The sequence below is a fragment of the Pseudonocardia wallangbongensis genome, assembly GCF_054486945.1.
This window is the reverse complement of record NZ_JBRERS010000003.1, coordinates 717492-735813: the sequence shown is the minus strand read 5'-3', so window position 1 is coordinate 735813 and position 18322 is coordinate 717492. Positions and strand designations below refer to the sequence as shown.

Sequence of the window (18322 nt, the reverse complement as noted above, 5' to 3'; positions counted from 1 at the left end):
CACCGCGTGTCGCAATCTCTGGTTTGACACCTCAGATGTCTCCCGATGATGCTGCGCGTCGGCCCACGGCATCCATTCATACCCCGAACGCGAGCACGAGGACGGCATGCAGGACGGCACAACCGGCGGCTCGCCGCGGAACCGTCGAGAGTTCCTCCGGACCGTCAGCGCCGCCGGGGTCGCCGCGCTCGCCGGCGGGGCGGCCGCGGCCTGCGCGTCCGGGCCCCGGACCGCGGACGCCGCCGCCGGCAGCGACGACGTGATCCGGATCGGCTACGTCAGCCCGGAGACGGGGGCGCTGGCGCCCTTCGGCGAGGCCGACCGGTTCGTCGTCGACATGATGAGCGCGTTCTTCGCCGCGAACCCGGTGGACGTCGGCGGCCGCCCGCACCGGGTGGAGATCCTCAGGCGCGACAGCCAGTCCGACTCGAACCGCGCGGGCGACGTCGCGGCCGGTCTCGTCCTCGCCGACGGCGTCCACCTGATGCTGGTCTCGGCCACGTCCGACACGACGAACGCGGTCAGCGACCAGTGCGAGGCCGCGGGCCTGCCGTGCGTGGCCACGGCGACCCCGTGGCAGTCGTGGTTCTACGGGCGGGGCGGGCAGCCGCAGGCCCCGTTCGAGTGGACCCACCTGTTCTCGTGGGGCCTGGAGGACGTCCAGGCGGTCTACGTGGACATGTGGGACCAGGTGGCCACCAACCGGACCGCGGGCGCGCTGTGGCCCACCGACACCGACGGGCTGGCCTGGGGCAACCCGGGCGCGGACTTCGCGCCCACCGCCGCGCAGAGCGGCTACACGATCGTCGACCCGGGCAACTACGTCGGCGGCACCGACGACTTCTCGGCGCACGTCGACGCGTTCCGCGCGGGGGCCGCGGAGATCCTGCTCGGCGGCCCGAGCCCCGCGGACTTCGTGACGTTCTGGGGGCAGGCGGCCCGGCAGGGCTACCGCCCGCGGTTGGCGACGATCGGCAGGGGCATCCACTTCCCGGTGACGGTGGAGGAGATCGGGCCGACGGCCGTGAACCTCGCCACCGAGGTCGGCTGGTCACCGAGCCACCCGTTCCGGTCGTCCCTCACCGGGCAGGGTGCCGCCGACCTCGCCGCCGAGTACCGGGCCACGAGCGGGCGGCAGTGGTCCCAGCCGATCGGCTTCGCGCACGCCCTGTTCGAGGTCGCCGTGGCGGCGTTGGGCACCGTCGGGTCGGTCGAGGACCGCCGGGGGATCGCGGACGCGATCGCCGGGATGCGGCTCGACACGGTCGCCGGACCACTGGACTTCACCGCGGGACCGGTGCGGGGTGTCGCCAAGACCCCGCTGGTCGGGGGCCAGTGGCGCCCGGGCGCCACCAGCCCGTACGAACTGGTCATCGTCAGCAATGCCCGGCACCCGGAGATCCCGGCCGCCGGCACCGTCGAACCGCTGCCGGCCGGGTGACGCGGGTCAGCCGCCCACCTTTCGGAAGTCCCAGCTGGTGATCTTGTCCGGGACGAGGCGCAACCAGGCGTGCCGGCCGTCGTGCGCGACGACCCCTCCGCGGTAGCGGTCGGCGAAGAGCCGCTCGGGCCCGTCCAGCTCGGGCACCGGCTCCCCGGTGCGCGGCACCTCCCCGACGACCTCCACCCGCCCGCGCAGCTCCACACCGCGCAGCTCCTCGTAGGAGGTGCCGGCGTCGACGACGACGCCGATCCGCGGGTCGTGCCGCAGGTCGGCCCAGCGCTGGCTGCGCACCACGGACGTCAGCCAGAGCGCGCCGCCGTGCCAGGCGTACCAGAGCGGCGTGGCGTGCGGGCCGTGCCGGCCGACGGTGGCGGCGCGGCAGGTGCGCTGCTCGGCCAGGAACGCGTCGACCTCCTCCGGGGACATCGCGATCCGTCGGCCCCGGCGCTGCTCCCGCATGAGTACGGAGCGTAGCCGACCCGGTGCGCTGCACACCGGGAGCGGGCGAGTAGAACCAGTGGCGTGGACGATGTGGTCGACCTGGCGGTGGTGGGCGCCGGCCCGGCCGGCAGCGCCGCGGCGCTACGCGCGCTGCAGCTGCGCCCCGACGCCCGCGTGCTGCTGGTCGACGCCGCGGAGTTCCCGCGCGACAAGACCTGCGGTGACGGCATCGCCGCCCAGGCGCTCGACCTGGTCGAGGCGTTGGGGGTGCCGGGCGTGTCCCGGCTCGGCCCGCCGGTGCCGCGGATGCGGCTGCGCAGCCCCGGTGGGCGGGTCGTCGAGCGCACCTGCGTCCGCCCGAACCGGGTGGTGCCACGGACCGTGTTCGACGCCGAGCTCGTGGCCGCGGCCGTCGCGCGGGGCGCCCGGCTGCTGCGGCACCGCGTCCGGCGCCTCGAGGTGTGCGCGGACCGCGTCGTCATCGACGGTGCCGTCGCGGCGCGGGTCGTGATCGGCGCCGACGGCGCCAACTCCGTCGTCCGCCGGCTGCTCGGGGCCCCGGTCGCCCCGCCCTCGGCCACCGCCATGGCCGTGCGCGGGTACGCCCGCACCGCGGTGGACCCGGACTCGCTCGTGATCGAGTTCGCCCGCGGGCGCTACCCGGCGTACGCCTGGTCGTTCCCGCTGCCCGGGGGTGGGGCCAACGTCGGGTTCGGGGTCTTCGACAAGCGCGGCGGCGGCCCCCGTGCCGAGCTCGTGTCGGCCCTGCACGCGCTCCTGCCCGGCCACGAGCCCGACCCGGCCTCCGTCCGCGGCCACCACCTGCCGCTCTCCACCGGCCCGCGCCACCACCCCGACGGCCGGGTGTTGCTCGCGGGCGACGCTGCGGCGCTGGTCAACCCGCTGACCGGGGAGGGCATCTTCGACGCGCTGGCCTCCGGTGTGCTGGCCGGCCGGGCCGCGCTGCTCGGCGCCGGGGCGGGTGCTGCACACCGGTCCGCGATGCGCCGGACGTTCGAGCGGCACCACGCGCACGGTGCCCTGCTGTCGCACCTGCTGCGCCGGCCCCGCTTCCTCGACGCCGCGGTGGTGGCGGCGGCGCGCCGCCAGTCCGTCTTCGACGCCGCCGTCGATCTCGGTCTCGGCCGCGGCACGGCCTCGCTCCCCGCGCTCGCGCACGTGGCGCTGAGCTACGCCACCGCGCCCCGGACGGCCCCCGCCCACTGACCCGACGCGGCGAACAGCACCAGGAGCGCGATCGCGGCGACCACCAGCACCGCGGGGAAGGGCCGCCCGGCCCGGTGTCCGGCCACGGGCACGGCGCCGGTGTCCACCGGCTTGTCGGGCCGCCCGGCGGCCGCGTCCCGGCCGGCGTCGAGCGCGTCGCCCCGCCAGCCGATCGAGACCTGCCCGGCCAGTACCGCGGCCGCGACGAGCAGCACGCCCCACCACCACGGCGAGGACGGTGCCGACGGCCGTGACGGCGACCGTCGGCTCCGGGTGGGCGGCCCGCAGCAGGGCGAGGCGGTGCGGCATCCCCCGGGTCTCGCGCTCCTAGACTCGCGACGGTGGTGGGGACTGCGCTCGAGGATCTGCTGCGGCCGCTCGCCCCGCAGGTCCTCGGCGTGCTCGTGCGCCGGCACGGTCAGTTCGAGGCGTGCGAGGACGCGGCGCAGGAGGCCATGCTCGCGGCCACCGCCCAGTGGCCGGCCGACGGCGTGCCGGACAACCCGCGTGCGTGGCTGCTCACGGTGGCCACCCGGCGGCTCACCGACCAGTGGCGCAGCGAGCACGCCCGGCGGCGCCGCGAAGCCACGTCCGCGCAGCTGGACGGGCTCGACGAGGCCGCGCCCGAACCGCCCGCGGCCGCCGACGACACCCTGACGCTGCTGTTCCTCTGCTGCCACCCCGAGCTCCCGCCGCCGTCGCAGGTGGCGCTCACGCTGCGCGCCGTCGGCGGGCTGACCACCGCCGAGATCGCCCGCGCGTTCCTCGTGCCCGAACCGACGATCGGCCAGCGGATCAGCCGGGCGAAGCGGGCCGTGGCGGGCGCCGCCTTCGAGATGCCGGCCGAGACCGACCGCGCACCCCGGCTCGGCGCCGTACTGCACGTGCTGTACCTGGTCTTCAACGAGGGCTACACGGCGACGTCCGGCCCCGACCTGCACCGGCGCGACCTCACGCGGGAGGCGCTCCGGCTGGTCCGGCAGGTCCGGCGCCTGCTGCCCGACGACGGCGAGGTGGCCGGCCTGCTCGCGCTGATGCTGATCACCGAGGCGCGCCGGCCGGCCCGCACCCGGGCCGACGGCGGGCTGGTGCCGCTCGGGGAGCAGGACCGGACGCTCTGGGACCGGACGCTGCTCGACGAGGGGATCGGGCTGATCGCAGCGACGATGGCGCGCGCCCCGGTGGGGCCCTACCAGCTGCAGGCGGCGATCGCGGCCGTGCACGGCGAGGCGGAGCGCGCCGGGAAGACCGACTGGCCGCAGATCGCGCAGCTGTACCGGGTGCTGTCCGCGGTGGCGCCGGGGCCGATGGTCACGCTCAACCGGGCCGTGGCCGTCGGCATGGTCGAGGGCCCGCAGGCCGGGCTCGACCTGCTCGCCACCCTGGACGGCGACGGTCCGCTCGCCGGGCACCACCGGGTGTCGGCCGTGCGTGCGCACCTGCTGGAGATGGCCGGCGACCGCGACGGCGCGCTCGCGGCGTACCGGGAGGCAGCGGGCCGGACGACGAGCGAGCCCGAGCGGCGGTACCTGGAGGAGCGGGCTGCCAGGCTCGCCTGACACCCGGACGGGTGTGTACCCGGCGTATCGAGACGATCACTTCGTCGTTGATCCGATGTGCGCCGCTCCCCGGCCCTGTGGGTCGCCCCGGTCCTGATCGCCGTCGCCGCCCCGATGGCGACGGCCGGACCCGCTGCCGCGGATCCGGATCAGGGACCGGTCCAGCGCTACGTCGCGCTCGGCGACTCGTACGCGGCCGGCCCGCTCGTGCCGATCCCCACGGGCGAGCCGGCCGGGTGCCTGCGCTCCGACCACAACTACCCGTCGGTGGTCGCGCGGGAGCTCGGTGTCGCCGACTTCCAGGACGCCAGCTGCAGCGGGGCGACCACCGAGAACATCGACGGGCCGCAGAGCGTGCCGCTGGGGGAGAACCCGCCGCAGCTCGACGCGCTGACGCCCGACACCCAGCTGGTGACGATCACGATCGGCGGCAACGACGTCGGCTTCGGCGACATCGTCCAGGAGTGCGCGACGCGCTCGCCGCTGCAGCCGACCGGCAGCGCGTGCAAGGACCACTACACGGCGGGCGGCACCGACCAGCTCGCCCAGCGCATCGACGACGCCGCCCCGAAGGTGGCGGACACGCTCGCCGCGATCGACGGGCGTTCCCCGGACGCGCGCGTGCTGCTCGTCGGCTACCCGGCGATCCTGCCCGACGAGGGCCCCGGCTGCTTCCCCGTGGTGCCGTTCAGCCCCGGCGACGTCGCCTACCTGCGTGACGTCGAGAAGGACCTGAACGCGATGCTCGCGAAGCAGGCGGCCGCGGCGGGCCAGGACTTCGTGGACACCTACACCCCGTCCATCGGGCACGACTCCTGCCAGCCTCCGGGCACCAAGTGGGTCGAGGGCCTGGTGCCGACCGCGCCCGCCGCTCCGGTGCACCCGAACGCGCTGGGCATGAGCGAGATCGGGCAGGTCGTCGCCGGCGCCGCCGGCGGGTCGTCCCCCCGCGCCTAGACACGGCCCAGTACCACCACAGCAGTTGGCGTTGCCAGATCGCCACTGGCGATCACGGTCCCGGAGAGGCCGATGCGGTGCCGTGATCGTCGGTGCCGGGTTGTCGGTGACGATCGAAGTGGCGCAGTCGTTCGTCGGACGGATCGCCGACATCGACGACGTGATCTTGAACGGCTGCGGCGCAGTCCTCGGGGCCTGCGTCGAACTGCTCATCCGGGCGGCTCGAGCGAGAGCGCCGGCGTAACGGGTAGCAGCGGCTTGATCAGCAGATGGGCGCGTTCCCGGGTCGATTTCGCCCGAGTTCGCGCCGAAGCGCCGATCATGTCGGGAACACCCGCCTCCGGAGGCGTACGGCGCGAATCGGGCAAGCACCTGCGATCACGAATTGCGGCTGTCGTGCTGGAGCGCCTTCTCGAGGCGGTTGATCCACTCCTCCCAGCCGACGCGCAGCCCGTCGTAGTGGGACGGCTCGAACTCCGGCCCCACCCAGCTGTTCACGAGCGTCAGCTCGGTGCGTCCCGGCCCGGCCTCGCGGAAGGTGACCTCCACCTTCTCGTCGCTGATCCGGTCCTCGGGGGTCTGGGAGTGGTGGGTGAAGGTGAACGCGATCCGCGTCGGCGGGGTGAGCTCCAGGTACTCGCCGGTGAAGCCGTTGACGGTGCCGTCGGCCTCGTGCAGCTCGATGCGGTACCGGCCGCCGACGCGCACGTCGGCGTCGACGACGGTGGCGTACCACCGGCGCATCCGGTCCGGCTCGGTCCAGGCCGCGTAGAGGGCCTCCGGCGACGCCGGGATGGTGCGGACCAGGGTCACGCGGTGGGGAACGACGTTCACGGTGCCTCCTCGGGTCGGGTGACGAAGTCCTCGAGCGCATCGAGGCGGTCGGTCCAGAACTGCTCGTAGAAGCGCAGGTGCCGGGTCGCCGCGGCGAGGGGTCGGACCTCGAGGCGGCACACGTGCCGCCTGCCGAGCACGGTGCGGTGCACCAGGCCGGCCCGTTCCAGCACCTTGACGTGCTTGGACGCGGCGGCGAGCGAGATCGGGTGCGGGGCGGCGAGCTCGCCGACGGTCCGCTCACCCCCGGCGAGGGTGCGCACCATGGCGCGGCGCGTGGGGTCGGCCGCCCGTCGTCACGGCCGGGGAGTGGGACGCCGCGGCGGCCGAGCTGCGGGCCGCGGAGAAGGACCAGGGGGCAGGGGCGTGGTGATCGGCCGGATCGGGACATGGCCTGCACCCCTGCAGTTGATGTCCCGATCCCGCTGATCAGGTGCGAGGGTGATGCCGAATCGCCGCTGGGCATCAGCCCTCGCCGAAGTGGGCCGCGGGACTAGCGCTCGTCGTAGCTTTCGACCACGCGGGTCTGCATCGGGAAGCGCACCGGGGTGTCGCCGAAGAGTCGCCTGCCGGCCGTGTCCGCGGCTGCCTGGACGGAGGCGGCCGCCTCCTCGGCCACCTCCGCGGGCGCGTGGAGCAGCACCTCGTCGTGCTGGAAGAACACGAGCCGGGCCGGGCTGCCCGCCGCGCGCAGCTGCCCGCGCAGCTCGGCGAGCAGCACCAGCGCCCACTCGGCTGCGGTGGCCTGCACCACGAAGTTGCGGGTGAACCGCCCCCTGGCCCGGGCTGCGGTGGGCTGCTCGTCGCCGGCGCGCGCCGGCGGGCAGGTGCGCCCCAGGTGCGAACGCACGAGGCGGCCCTCCTCGCCTGCCAGGGCCGCGTCCTCGACGAACGCCATCGCCGCCGGGAATCGGCGACGGAGCGTGGCGAGCAGCACGGCGGCGTTGCCCGACGTCTGCCCGTACATCGCCGAGAGCAGGGCGAGCTTCGCCTTGGCCCGGTCGTCGCCGAACTCGCGCGCGGCGAGCGCGGTGTACAGGTCGTCGTCGCCGGGGGCGAGCGCGTGGTCGCCGGAGAGCGCCGCGAGCACCCGCGGCTCCAGCTGCGCGGCGTCGGCCACCACCAGCCGCCAGCCGGGATCGGCCCGCACCGCCGCCCGCACCGCCTTGGGAATCTGCAGCGCCCCGCCTCCGCGGGACGCCCAGCGGCCGGAGACGACCCCGCCCACCACGTACTCCGGCCGGAACCGCCCGTCGTGCACCCAGGTGCGCAGCCACGCCCAGCCGTTCGCGGAGTGCAGGCGGGCGAGCTCCTTGTAGGCGAGCAGCGGCGCGACGGCCGGGTGGTCGACCCGCTTGAGCTCCCAGGACCGCGTGCTCGAGAGCTCGTGGCCGGCCCGGGCGAAGGCGCGCAGGACCTCGGCGGGGGAATCGGGGTTGACCGCGCGCCCGAACGCCTCGTCGACCGCGTCGGCCAGCGCCGCGAGCTTCGGCGGGCGACCGCCCAGCACCGGGCGCGGCCCCAGCAGCTCGACGAGGAGCCGGTCGTGCACGTCGGCGCGCCACGGCAGGCCGGCGGCCGTCATCTCCTCGGCCACGAGCATGCCCGCCGACTCCGCCGCCGCGAGCAGCCGCATGCGCGGCCCGGCCGCGGCCAGCGCGCGCTGCTGCGCCGCGTGCACCGCCACCACGTCGGCCAGCTCGTCGCCGGACACGGCGGTGTCGAACAGCGCGGGTGGGCCGTCGTCGACGGCGGGCGGGTCGGGAGCAGGGGTGCGGCCGTGCAGGCGGGCGACGGCCGCCGCCAGGCCGTGCGGCTGCCCGAACCCCCCGTCGGCGGCGACCAGAAGGCCTTCGACCAGCTCGACGGCGTGAGCGCGGCCGACGTCGACGCCCGCGGCGAGCAGTCGCCGGTATCCGCGGGGCCTGGCGAACACCCAGCGCGGCGCCTCGGCCTTCTCGAGCGCGGCGAGGTCCGGCAGCGTCTCCGGGGGTCCGGCCGCGGCGCCGTCCTCGTGCAGCCGCTGGATCCGCGGGGCGCCGTCGCGCGGACCCGGGTCGTACGCGACCCTCACCGGCGGCGCGGCAGGAGCCCGGCCAGCAGGCCCCGCTGCGGGCCACCGCGGATCTCCTCCGGACCGGTGCCCACCTCGGCCAGCACGTCGTTGGCCGCCAGCACGCCGGACGCGGCGGCGCGCTCCATGAGCCCGGTGAGGAACCCGGTGGCGACGTGGTCGCCCGCGACGCGCACGCCGCGCCCCTCGCCGGTGACGGTGAGCCGTGCCGCCGCGCCGCCGGGCGGGAACGAGGGCGCTGTGGCCTCCATCCGTTCCTGTTGGTGCAGCACGCCTGCGGCGGCCGTCTCGGGCCAGAGCTCGGCGAGCTCGGCCCGCATGCGGGCGGACGCGGTGGTGGCGTCGGGGGCGGAGCAGGCGTAGGAGTGCAGCTCGACGACGGAGCCGCGGGTGCGTGCGGCCCACTCCGCCGAAGGCGCCTCCAGGCGCGAGTAGACCGTGACCGAGTCGAGCGTGCGCTCCCGGCTGACGGCGCTGAACGTGGCCCGGTGCGCGGCGACGTCGCGGTCGAGCCACAGGCGGCTGACGGCGAACGGCGGCGCGACCGGGATCGCGGCGGCCTTCGCGGCCAGGCGCGGCGCCACCGCCGCCGCCTGCGGGGACGCGGCGAGGAGGGCCCGCAGCGCGGGCGGTTCGGTGGCGAGCACGAGGTGCCGGGTGACCAGCGCGCCGTCGTCGAGCTCCACCCGCCAGCGGTGGTCCTCGGCCGGTGTGATCGCCCGGGCCGGCGTCGCCGTGCGCACCTGCGCTCCCAGCTTCTCCAGGTGGGACTCGAACGGCTCCCAGATCGCGGTGCGGTGGTCGGTGGCGGGCGCGTCGAAGCCGATGCCGTGCGGGTTGCCCAGGAAGTAGTAGTGGAACATCGCGATCAGCTCGGCCGCCGACAGCGCGCCGGGGTGGGCGAAGAACGAGCGTGCGAACGCCTCGAAGAGCATCGCCTGCGCGCGGTCGGTCATGCCGAGCGAGGCGAGGAACTGCGCGGCGGGCACGTGGTCGAAGCGGGCGGTGGTGCGCGCGCGGTCGTAGGCGAGCAGCTCGGCGGCGACGGACCAGCGGGACCGGAGCAGGTCGTGCAGCCCGAGGCTGGGGGAGCGGGCGAACAGCGCGATCAGGTTGAACGGCGGAGCGCCCGGAAGGCCGGTGAGATCCTCGGCCGGCCAGTCGCGGGAGATCACCGGGTAGCCGCCGACCGGGCGCAGGAAGCCCAGCTCCGGATCGATGCGGCCCAGGAGGGCGCGCCAGGTGTGGTAGTGGCGGAAGAACGCGTGGAACCCGTGCTCGACCACCTGCCCGGTGCCGTCGGGGAGCGTGTGCGGCCAGGCGCCGAGCCGCCCGCCCAGGGTGGGTGCCGCCTCCAGCAGCGTGACCGCAACACCGCGCTCGGCGAGCACGACGGCCGCCGAGACACCGGCGATCCCGCCGCCGACGACGACGGCCTCGGTGCCGGCCGGCGCGGCACGGGGGAGCGAGGGATCGGCCGGCACGAGCACCCGCGCACGCGGTTCGCGACTCACCCACCGACCCTATGCGCGGACCCCGACAGGAATGCCCGCGCGTCCCGGCCGCGTTGGCCCGAGCATGACGATCGATGTGGGTCGGTACGGGATCTGGCAGCGGGCGGCGGATCTGAGCCCCGAGTTCGCGGCCGAGGTGGAAGCGCTCGGGTACGGCGCCATCTGGATCGGCGGGTCGCCTCCCGGTGATCTCGCGCTCTCGGAGTCGCTGCTCGACGCGACGGAGCGGATCGTGGTCGCCACCGGCATCGTGAACATGTGGAAGACACCGGCGGAGGAGGTGGCGAAGTCCTACCACCGGCTCGCGGCGAAGCACCCGGACCGGTTCCTGCTCGGCGTCGGGATCGGCCACCCGGAGGCCACGGCGGAGTACCGCAGCCCCTACGCCACCATGGTCGACTACCTGGACCGGCTGGACGCGGCCGACGTCCCGGTGGCCGGCCGCGCGCTCGCCGCGCTGGGACCGAAGGCGCTGCGGCTCGCCGCCGACCGCACGGCCGGCACGCACCCCTACCTCACCACCCCGGAGCACACCCGGGAGGCGCGGCGGATCGTCGGGGACGGCGTCCTCGTCGCCCCGGAGCAGAAGGTGGTGCTCGACACCGACGCCGAGCGCGCCCGCGCGATCGGGCGGCCGGTCGTCGACCGGCCGTACCTGCACCTGGTCAACTACCGGTCCAACCTGCTGCGGCTCGGCTGGAGCGAGGCGGACCTGGACGGCGGCGGCAGCGACGCGCTCGTCGACGCCCTCGTCGCCCACGGCGAGGCCGAGACGGTGGCCGCGCGGCTCACCGCGCACCTCGACGCCGGTGCCGACCACGTCTGCGCGCAGGTGCTCACGGCCGACGGCGCCGACCCGCTGCCCGCCTTCCGCGAGCTCGCGGTGGCCCTGAAGCTCGCCTGACCTACTCGGCGCGGGAGAACGGCACCTTCGGACGCCAGGTGCGAGCGAAGGTGCCGTTCGCCCGACGGAAGCTGGGTGCGACGCCCATCAGCGGGGCGCGTCGGAGGGGTGCGGGGGTGGGCTGCTCAGTGGGCAGGAGAAGCTCTCCTCCACCCGGATGCACTCGCGATCCGGCGCCTCCGCGGCGGCCTGCAGCGGCTTGCGGATCATCGTGAACGCGGCCAGCGCCGCCGCCACGAGGAGGCCGGCACCGATCACCATCGCCATCCGGTAGCCGGCGTCGAAGGCGACGGGGTCGGAGTAGTCGTCGCCCGCGATGCCGGCCAGGCCCGGCACCGTGGCGACGGCCAGGAGGCCTGCCGCCCTGGCCACCGCGTTGTTCACCCCGGACGCGGCGCCCGCGTACCGGTCCGGGGCCGCGTCGAGCACGGTGGCGGTGAGCGGGGCGACGGTCAGGGTCAGCCCGGCCCCGAAGGCGAGCATCGCGGGCAGCACGTCGGTGAACCACGACGTCGTGGCGTCGACGCGCAGGAGCAGGAGCAGCCCGCCCGCGCTCACCAGCGGTCCCACCGTCATCGGCAACCGGGGTCCGATCCGTCCGGTGAGCGCGCCCATCCGCGCCGAGAAGATCAGCATCAGGGCGGTGACCGGTAACAGGGCCACCCCGGCCGCGAGGGGGGTGAAACCGGCCACGATCTGCAGCTGCAGCACCAGCATCAGGAACACCACCCCCATCGCGCCGTAGATGAGGACGGTGGCGATGTTGGCGGCGCTGAACGTCGGGTTCCGGAAGAGGGTGGGTGGGACCAGCGGGTGCGGGGAGCGCAGCTCCACCAGCACGAACGCCGCCAGCGCCAGCACCCCGACCGCCGCCGCGATCAGCGAGACCGGGTCGGCACCGCGCGCGCCGAGCCCGGTGAGGCCGTAGGTCAGCGCACCGAGCCCGACCACGGCCAGCACCGTGCCGGTGACGTCCAACCCCGGCGCCGACTCGGGGTCGCGGCTCTCCGGCACGTGCCGGAGAGCGATCACGATGATCAGGGCGGCGAGCGGGAGATTGATCAGGAAGACCGCGCGCCAGCTCCACTCGACGAGCCAGCCGCCCAGGAACGGGCCGACCGCGCCCGCGACGCCGCCGAGGCCGGACCACGCGCCCACGGCGGCGGCCCGGTCCGGCCCGTGGAACGAGGCGGAGATCAACGCGAGGCTGCCCGGCGTGAGCAGCGCCCCACCCACGCCCTGCAGCGCCCGCGCCGCGATGAGGGTGCCGATGTCCGGGGCGAGCCCGCAGGCCAGCGACGCCAGCGCGAACCACGCGACCCCGATGAGGAACACCCGCCTGCGGCCGAGGTGGTCACCGAGCGAGCCCCCGAGCAGGATGAGCGACGCGAGGGTGAGCGTGTAGGCGTTGACGGTCCACTGCAGGCCGTCGAACCCCGCGTCGAGCTCGGTGCCGATGCGCTCCAGCGCCACGTTCACGACCGTGCCGTCGATCATCGCGAGCCCGGACCCGAGCACCGTCGTGGCAAGCACCCATCGGCCCGCCGCGGTACCCATCCGCAGTTCCCCCGCCACCATGCGACGGAGCTTACGACCCCGTCGGACCGCGATCATGGCCGTGATCACTACCGCCTGAACAACTCCCCGTGCACGACGGATGACAGCCCGTCACCTCTGTGGGTTTTGATCGTTGACGGTGCAGGAATCCGGGAGGCGACATGGCAAGAAGCGCGCGGCGGCGACCGGCCGCCCGTGTGGCGGTGGGTGTGCTGGTGGCGGCGGTGGCGACCGGGCTGCTGGGATACGGGTACGCACAGGCGAACCCGCGGCTCGCGGCCCCCGACCTCCCACCCGCTCCGGCTCCCGCCGTCACCGGCCCGGCCCGGCCAGTGGAGCGCACGCCGGCGGTCGAGCCCGACAGCGAGACCGACGCCGACACCGACGACGGCGCGAGCAGCGACAGCGACGCCCCCCGGGCGACCCCGGGACGACTGCGCGCCGCCGCGCCGCACACCTCGCAGTCGACGCGCCGCGCCGCGCCGCCCGTCGACTCCGACCGGCCCGCCGACTCCCGGCCGGCGGGTTCGAAGCCGACCGGCCAGCCGGCCCCGGCCGCACCGTCGGGTGGCGGCGGGCCCGCCCTGGTGGCCGGCACGCCCTGCACGGCGACGGCCCGGGCGTGCGTCGCACTGGACAAGCGGCAGGCATGGCTGATCGACAGCGGCAACCTGGTCAGGGGGCCGGTCGAGATCCAGCACGGTGACGCGGAGGACCCGACCCCGCTGGGCACGTTCAAGGTGCAGTGGAAGGCCGAGCAGTACACCAGCCGCGAGTACCTCACCCAGATGCCCTACTCGGTGTTCTTCGCCGACGGCGGCGTCGCGTTCCACCAGGGCGCCCAGGACACCCCGTCGGCGGGTTGCGTGAAGCTCCGCCGCGAGGACGCCGAGGCGTTCTTCGCCTTCTTGCAGGTGGGTGACGAGGTGCAGATCCACTGAGATCGGCCGGGGTGGTACCAGTAGGCTTCTACCTCCGGTAGAATGGTCTGCGTGCCGACACTGGGTGAGCTCGAACGCGCCGTGATGGAGACCCTCTGGTCGGCGACGGCACCCGTCACCGCCCGCGACGTGCAGGACGCGCTCGGGGGTCGTGACCTCGCCACCACCACCGTGCTCACCGTCCTCGGGCGGCTCGAGCGCAAGGGCCTCGTCACCCGGGAGCGGGACGGCCGCGCCCACCGCTACCGGTCGGTCGCGAGCCGCGAGGACCACGTCGCCGAGCTCATGCGCGACGCCCTCGACGCCGCACCCGACCGCGGTGCGGCGCTGGCCCGGTTCCTCGGTTCGATCCCCGAGGACGAACGCACCGCACTGCGCAACCTGCTCGACTGACATCCTGGTCCTCATGGAGGGCGCGGCGCTGTTGCTGCTCGTGCTCGGCGTGCTGCTCGCCGAGCCGGTGAGCCGGTCGCTGGCGCGGGCGCACTGGCCCGCGCGCGACCCGGTCGGCGCCCTGCTCGTCTGGCAGGCCGTCGGTCTCGCCGGCGGGCTCGCGCTGCTGGGTTGCGGGGTGGTCTACGGTCTCGCGCCGCTCGGACCCGGGCTCCCGGAGGCGGCGGGCAACGCCGTCGACACGCTCGCGGCCGGGCAGGTCCCGGAGCTGGGGATCACGCACGTCCTGGCCCTGCTCGCGGCGCTGGTGCTGGCGTTGCGGCTGGTCGGGGTGCTCGTCGTGGTCACGCTGCGCACGCTGCAGGTTCGCCGGCGGCACCGCGACCTGCTCGACCTGCTCGCCACGCCGTGGCCGTCCGTGCCGCACGCCCAGGTGCTCGACCACCCCGTCCCCGTGGCGTACTGCCTGCCCGGGCTGCGTGCGCGGCTCGTGGTCTCGGCCGGCGTGCTCGACGCGCTGGACCCGCCCGCCGTGAAGGCCGTGCTCGCCCACGAGCAGGCGCACCTGCGGGAACGCCACGACCTCGTCGTGCTCCCCTTCGTCGCGTGGGGGGCCACCGCCCCGTTCGTGCGCGGGATGGTGTGTGCGCAGGTGGCGGTGGCCGCGCTCGTGGAGATGCGCGCCGATGACGTCGCCTCGGGGGCGGTCACGCCGAAGCAGCTCACGGGCGCGCTGCGCCGGGTCGGTGGCGCCGCCCCGGCGGCCGCGCTGAGCTCCTTCACCGACGCGCTCGACCGGCGGTTGCTGCGGATCAGCCGGCCGCCGGCGCCGTTGCCGGTGGCGGTCCGGGTGCTGGTGCGGCTCGCCGCCGTCGGGCTGGTCGCGATCCCCACCGGACTGCTGCTCCTGTCCTGATCAGCCCCGCGGTGATCAGGATTTCAGCGGTGCGCTGGCCGCGCGCAGCTGGCCCAGCGACTCCGCCCACGACCGCACGAGGCCGGTCTCGTGGTAGGGCACCCCGATCTCGGCGCAGAACTCGCGCACCAGCTTCCGGGACCGCCTCAGGTTCGGCGTCGGCATGCTCGGGAAGAGGTGGTGCTCGATCTGGTGGTTCAGGCCGCCCATCGCGACGTGCACGAGCCCGTCGGTGAGCCGTCCGCCCGCCACGTTGCGCGAGGTGAGGACCTGCTTGCGCAGGAAGTCCATGCGCGTGGTGGGCATCTCCATGCCCTTGTGGTTCGGGGCGAAGATCGAGCCGAGGTAGACGCCGAACAGGCACTGGTGCACCACGAAGAACGCCACCGCGAGCCCGGGCGGCAGCACGGCGAGGAGCGCCGCCAGGTAGCAGAGCGCGTGTGCGGCCAGCAGGGTGAGCTCCAGGCCGCGGCCGCGCACCTTCGCCCCGTTCGCGCCGAGCAGGCCCTGCAGGCTCGCGCGGCGCAGGTCGATGGCGGCGAGCGTGAGCAGCGGGAAGAAGATCATCGCCTGGTGGCGGTTGAGGAACCGGTTGACGCCGCGGCTGGCCCGCGCCTGCTCGCCGGTCCACGCCAGCGCTCCCGGCTCGACGTCCGGGTCGAGGCCCTCGTGGTTCGGGTTGGCGTGGTGCCTCGTGTGCTTGTCCTGCCACCAGCCGTACGACATGCCGATGCCGAGGTTGCCCAGGACGCGGCCCGTGATCGCGGACGGGCGCCGGGTGCGGAAGACCTGGCGGTGTGCCACGTCGTGCGCGAGCAGCGCGATCTGGCCGTAGAGCACGGCCGCGGCCACGGCCACGGCCAGCTGCCACGGCGAGTCGCCCAGCAGGACGAACGCCGTGGCGGTGGCCGCGGCGAAGGCGCCGACGAGCAGGAAGCGGGCCAGGTAGTAGCCGGGTCGGCGGCGCATCAGGCCCGCCGCCGCCACCCGTGCGGAGAGGCGGGCGAAGTCACTCCCGGCGGTGCCCGCCGGGGGGTCGGTGATCGTGCTGCTGGTCATGTTCCGACCCTCGCGCGACCCGCACGTCGGTGATGAGCCTGCGGGCCCCCGGACCGATGGTGGGGATCACCCCCGATCAGGTGATCATCTGACGCGGGTGCTTCCCGTCGGAGGTGGTTCGTCGGGGGTGTCGGTGGATCCAGCTTCTCGCTGGGCGTGCCGGCGGGCAGCCCTCGTACCGGGTTGTACTCGGGCTGTTCGCCGGTGCGTCCAGCGGGGAGCTGGGCCGCCGAGACCCTTGGCGAACCTCCGGCGGGGAGCACCAGCTCACAGCGTCGTCACAGCGACCGTCTGCGAACGTGTGGTTCCCCCTGCACGACCCCCGGAGGCGCACGATGACGATCTCGCTGCACACCGGCATCCGCACCGCGACCGTCAGCACCGCGTGGACGGCCTGGGACGCCCCGTTCCGGCTGGTGGTCACCGATCCCTGGGCGATGCACCACGCCCGGCTGCACGTGACGGACTTCGTCGGCGCGCTCGTGGCGGCCGTCGACCGGCGCCTCCCCGCCGCGCAGCGCGACGCGCGGCTGGCCGATCTGCTCGGCGGCACCTGCGACGCACCCCGCCCGTTCCCCTACGGGATCGCGGCGGCGCCCGCCGACGCCGACGTCCACCGCCCGGCGCCCGCGTCCTGGCAGCAGGCCTTCACGGCCGCCGCCCGCGACCGTGACGGCTGGGCCGTCGCGCCCGGCCCGACCGGCCCCGCGCTGATCGCGCAGCGGTGCGCCGAGCTCGTGGCGGAGTCGAGCTCCTGCGGAGTGCTCGTGGCGTTCGGCGACCACGTGGCCACGTCCGGCCTCGCGCCGGTCGGCGGCTGGCGGGTGGAGCTGCGGGACGCGCCCGGTGCCCCGACCGAGCTCGTCGCGATCGACGGCGGCGCGATCTCCACGGTCGGCTGCGTGCGGCCCGGCCGGGCGGACCGGGTGCAGCCGTTCGTGGTGTCGGCCAGCGGGCGCTCGGTCGTGCCGGCGTGGCGGTCGATCGCGGTGGCGGCGGCCGACGCGCCTGCAGCGAGCGCGGCCTGCACCGGGGCGTTGCTGCGCGGCACCGCCGCCCCGGAGTGGCTGGCCGAGCAGGGGCTCCCCGCCCGCCTGGTGGACGTCCACGGCGTCTCGCACACCGTGGGGAACTGGCCGGCCTAGGCCGGCACGGGCTCGACCGCCACCCGGTCCGGGCCGCCCACGAGCAACGCCGTCAGCCCGGCGAGCGGCAGCACGACCAGCACGCACAGCGCCGCCGGAACCCCGATCGTCCCCGCCAGACCTCCGACGAGCGCGGCCCCGACGCTGGCGCCGGTGAGGAACACGAGGGTGGCGATGCCCAGCGCGACGCCGCGCTGGCCCGGGGCCACGGCGGCACCCACCGAGGAGATCATCGCAGGCTGCCCGACCCCGAACGCGGCGCTGACCAGCATCACGGCGAGCACGAGCAGTGCCGGCGCCTGCACGAGGGCGCCCGCGGCCGCCATCAGCAACGCGAGGATCGCGGTGGGGCAGGCCAGCGCGATCGAGCGGCGCGCCCCGAACCGGTCGAGCAGCCTGCGGGCGATCGCGGGGGAGATGAAGCCGATGACCGCGGCCGGGACGAGCAGCGTGCCGGTGGCGAACGGCGTCCAGCCCCACGACGCGGCGGCGAGCGGCACCCCGAGCAGCAACGCGAACCAGCTGGCCGGGACCGCGGCCGCGGCGAACGAGTTGCGCAGCACGGTGTTGTTGGTGACGATCTCGCGCGGCAGGAACCCGTGGGGGCGCGTCCGCATGCGCAGCGCGAGCAGCGGGGCGCCGACCACGAGCAGGGTGGCGCCGACGGCCGCGGTCACCACCCCGGAGGACGGCGACTGGATGAGCAGCACCATCCCGGACGCGGCGAGCGCGACGAGCACCGCACCGACCCCGTCGATGCGCTCGCCGGTGCCACCCGTGGGGGAGACCCGCCACAGCGGGGGGATCGCGAGGACGCCGAGCACGGGCAGGGCGACGGCCCACCGCCAGCCGCCGAGCGCCTCGAGGCCGCCGCCGATCAGCGGGCCGATCGAGCCGAGCGTGGCGGCGACGCCGGCGATGCGCCCCAGCGCCGCGCCCCGGTCGCTGCCGCTCCAGCGGGCGCTGACCAGCGCCGTGGCCAGCACGGGGACGGCGGCCGCGCCCGCGCCCTGCACCACCCGTGCCACCAGCAGCACCGGGAAGGACGGCGCGAGCGCCGCCACCAGCGCGCCGAGCGCCATCGCGCCGGTGCCGACCGCCAGCGGCAGCCGGATGCCGATCATGTCGGCGATCCGGCCGTGGGCCGGGGTGGCGACGGCGAGCGCCACCGTGTAGCCGCTGATCATCCAGGCGGCCGTGGCCGCGCTGACGTGGAGATCGCCCGCGAGTTCCGGGAGCGTGACCGTGACGGCCGACGTGGACATGCCGGCGAGTCCGAACAAGAGACCGAGCAGGGCGGCAGACCGCCCGGGAGACCGCACGTGCACGGGGAACCGTGCGGCCGGGCCAGGAATTC

The 18322-nt window shown here is 75.4% G+C and carries 18 protein-coding genes and 1 pseudogene; 10 read left to right on the top strand and 9 right to left on the bottom strand.

Translation table 11 applies throughout. From position 1 onward, the window contains the following. Positions 1 to 106: 106 nt before the first annotated feature. Positions 107 to 1441 carry an ABC transporter substrate-binding protein gene (locus ACU436_RS14765; protein WP_459025511.1) on the top strand — a complete coding sequence of 445 codons (1335 nt, stop codon included), beginning with the start codon at positions 107 to 109 and terminating at the stop codon, positions 1439 to 1441. Between the two features lie 6 nt (positions 1442 to 1447). On the opposite strand, the gene ACU436_RS14760 is transcribed toward ACU436_RS14765, so the two are convergent. After that, entirely contained in the window at positions 1448 to 1903 is a 456-nt protein-coding gene (locus ACU436_RS14760; protein WP_459025510.1) for a pyridoxamine 5'-phosphate oxidase family protein, read from the bottom strand. A gap of 63 nt (positions 1904 to 1966) precedes the next feature. Between ACU436_RS14760 and ACU436_RS14755 the strand changes: the two genes are divergently transcribed. Next, positions 1967 to 3112 carry an NAD(P)/FAD-dependent oxidoreductase gene (locus ACU436_RS14755; RefSeq protein ID WP_459025508.1) on the top strand — a complete coding sequence of 382 codons (1146 nt, stop codon included), beginning with the start codon at positions 1967 to 1969 and terminating at the stop codon, positions 3110 to 3112. Here ACU436_RS14755 and ACU436_RS14750 read toward each other — a convergent pair. Further along, on the bottom strand, positions 3076 to 3327 hold the full coding sequence (locus ACU436_RS14750; RefSeq protein ID WP_459025506.1) for a hypothetical protein: 252 nt from the start codon (positions 3325 to 3327) through the stop codon (positions 3076 to 3078). The two genes, ACU436_RS14755 and ACU436_RS14750, sit on opposite strands and share 37 nt — an antisense overlap. A gap of 129 nt (positions 3328 to 3456) precedes the next feature. On the opposite strand from ACU436_RS14750, the gene ACU436_RS14745 reads away from it, so the two are divergent. From ACU436_RS14745 to ACU436_RS14735, 3 genes are read left to right on the top strand one after another with little or no spacing between them, the layout of a single operon-like run. Beyond that, positions 3457 to 4671, top strand: coding sequence for an RNA polymerase sigma factor (locus ACU436_RS14745; protein WP_459025715.1), 1215 nt, complete (start codon positions 3457 to 3459; stop codon positions 4669 to 4671). 57 nt (positions 4672 to 4728) lie between these two features. Next, entirely contained in the window at positions 4729 to 5628 is a 900-nt protein-coding gene (locus ACU436_RS14740; RefSeq protein ID WP_459025504.1) for an SGNH/GDSL hydrolase family protein, read from the top strand. A 25-nt stretch (positions 5629 to 5653) separates the two neighbouring features. Then, on the top strand, positions 5654 to 5872 hold the full coding sequence (locus tag ACU436_RS14735) for a VanZ family protein (RefSeq protein WP_459025503.1): 219 nt from the start codon (positions 5654 to 5656) through the stop codon (positions 5870 to 5872). Between the two features lie 134 nt (positions 5873 to 6006). Here the strand turns inward: ACU436_RS14735 and ACU436_RS14730 are convergent, their stop codons facing one another. The 4 genes and pseudogenes from ACU436_RS14730 to ACU436_RS14715 all read right to left on the bottom strand — a co-directional run bounded on the left by ACU436_RS14730 (position 6007) and on the right by ACU436_RS14715 (position 10050). Beyond that, positions 6007 to 6462: an SRPBCC family protein gene (locus ACU436_RS14730; protein ID WP_459025501.1), complete on the bottom strand. Its 456-nt coding sequence runs from the start codon at positions 6460 to 6462 to the stop codon at positions 6007 to 6009. Further along, positions 6459 to 6737: pseudogene (locus ACU436_RS14725) on the bottom strand (ArsR/SmtB family transcription factor); the annotation flags it as partial. The gene ACU436_RS14730 and the pseudogene ACU436_RS14725, both read right to left, overlap by 4 nt. Positions 6738 to 6955: 218 nt before the next feature. Further along, on the bottom strand, positions 6956 to 8536 hold the full coding sequence (locus tag ACU436_RS14720; RefSeq protein WP_459025500.1) for a bifunctional 3'-5' exonuclease/DNA polymerase: 1581 nt from the start codon (positions 8534 to 8536) through the stop codon (positions 6956 to 6958). Continuing rightward, a complete protein-coding gene (locus tag ACU436_RS14715) occupies positions 8533 to 10050 on the bottom strand; it encodes an FAD-dependent oxidoreductase (protein ID WP_459025498.1) in 1518 nt (505 codons plus the stop codon). The genes ACU436_RS14720 and ACU436_RS14715 overlap by 4 nt, the downstream gene beginning before the upstream one ends. Positions 10051 to 10114: 64 nt before the next feature. Between ACU436_RS14715 and ACU436_RS14710 the strand changes: the two genes are divergently transcribed. Beyond that, positions 10115 to 10954: an LLM class F420-dependent oxidoreductase gene (locus tag ACU436_RS14710; protein ID WP_459025496.1), complete on the top strand. Its 840-nt coding sequence runs from the start codon at positions 10115 to 10117 to the stop codon at positions 10952 to 10954. Between the two features lie 87 nt (positions 10955 to 11041). Here ACU436_RS14710 and ACU436_RS14705 read toward each other — a convergent pair whose 3' ends face one another. Further along, positions 11042 to 12532 carry an MFS transporter gene (locus tag ACU436_RS14705; protein ID WP_459025495.1) on the bottom strand — a complete coding sequence of 497 codons (1491 nt, stop codon included), beginning with the start codon at positions 12530 to 12532 and terminating at the stop codon, positions 11042 to 11044. A 140-nt stretch (positions 12533 to 12672) separates the two neighbouring features. Here ACU436_RS14705 and ACU436_RS14700 point away from each other — a divergent pair, with 140 nt between their 5' ends. From ACU436_RS14700 to ACU436_RS14690, 3 genes are read left to right on the top strand one after another with little or no spacing between them, the layout of a single operon-like run. Continuing rightward, complete coding sequence (locus ACU436_RS14700) at positions 12673 to 13452, top strand: L,D-transpeptidase (protein ID WP_459025494.1); 780 nt, start codon at positions 12673 to 12675, stop codon at positions 13450 to 13452. 42 nt (positions 13453 to 13494) lie between these two features. Next, positions 13495 to 13845, top strand: a complete 351-nt coding sequence (locus ACU436_RS14695; RefSeq protein ID WP_459025492.1) for a BlaI/MecI/CopY family transcriptional regulator — start codon at positions 13495 to 13497, stop codon at positions 13843 to 13845. Between the two features lie 13 nt (positions 13846 to 13858). Then, the gene (locus ACU436_RS14690; RefSeq protein ID WP_459025490.1) at positions 13859 to 14761 is read left to right on the top strand and encodes a M56 family metallopeptidase; all 903 of its coding nucleotides are present in this window, start codon (positions 13859 to 13861) and stop codon (positions 14759 to 14761) included. Positions 14762 to 14776: 15 nt separating this feature from the next. Here ACU436_RS14690 and ACU436_RS14685 read toward each other — a convergent pair whose 3' ends face one another. Further along, complete coding sequence (locus ACU436_RS14685; RefSeq protein ID WP_459025488.1) at positions 14777 to 15820, bottom strand: fatty acid desaturase family protein; 1044 nt, start codon at positions 15818 to 15820, stop codon at positions 14777 to 14779. 335 nt (positions 15821 to 16155) lie between these two features. Here ACU436_RS14685 and ACU436_RS14680 point away from each other — a divergent pair, with 335 nt between their 5' ends. After that, a complete protein-coding gene (locus ACU436_RS14680) occupies positions 16156 to 16965 on the top strand; it encodes an FAD:protein FMN transferase (RefSeq protein WP_459025486.1) in 810 nt (269 codons plus the stop codon). Here ACU436_RS14680 and ACU436_RS14675 read toward each other — a convergent pair. Beyond that, the gene (locus ACU436_RS14675; RefSeq protein WP_459025714.1) at positions 16962 to 18287 is read right to left on the bottom strand and encodes an MFS transporter; all 1326 of its coding nucleotides are present in this window, start codon (positions 18285 to 18287) and stop codon (positions 16962 to 16964) included. The genes ACU436_RS14680 and ACU436_RS14675 overlap by 4 nt on opposite strands. Positions 18288 to 18322: the final 35 nt, after the last annotated feature.